Source organism: Bacillus cereus group sp. N12 (genome assembly GCF_016483575.1).
Taxonomy (GTDB): domain Bacteria; phylum Bacillota; class Bacilli; order Bacillales; family Bacillaceae_G; genus Bacillus_A; species Bacillus_A toyonensis.
This window is the reverse complement of the sequence record NZ_JAEHBO010000206.1, coordinates 1-391: the sequence shown is the minus strand read 5'-3', so window position 1 is coordinate 391 and position 391 is coordinate 1. Positions and strand designations below refer to the sequence as shown.

The following is a 391-nucleotide window of genomic DNA, read 5'->3' as shown; positions in this document are numbered from 1 at the left end:
TTAAAAAATAAAAAATCGCCTTATTAAAGGCGATTCATAATGTATTCATTTTGCATTCTTTTGATAAATAAATATCTCTTAAAAATAAATATAATGTTCTACATTAACGTGTTTCTGGATCTTTGTCTTTTTTTCTAAGACCAAATAATCCTACTAGTCCCAATAAACCAAGCCAAGCCCAATTATTATTTTTATCACGATTTTCATTTAAATCATTTGTTGTATTTACATTTCGAGTTCTCACATCATTATTAACTCTATCCATGTTATTGTCATTAACTCGAGTTGTAATATTATTATTGTTAACTCTATTCGTATTATATCCATCGTATTCAGCATGGACGCTTGTACCAAAAACCATAATAGTTAGTAATAGGGCACCTAAAATAGA

Annotated in this window: 1 protein-coding gene; it reads right to left on the bottom strand. The window is 27.4% G+C overall.

What is annotated here, in order from left to right; translation table 11 throughout:
• Positions 1 to 103: 103 nt before the first annotated feature.
• A partial coding sequence (locus tag JDS92_RS30165) for a WGxxGxxG family protein (RefSeq protein ID WP_199633048.1) occupies positions 104 to 391 on the bottom strand: 288 nt, incomplete at its 5' end.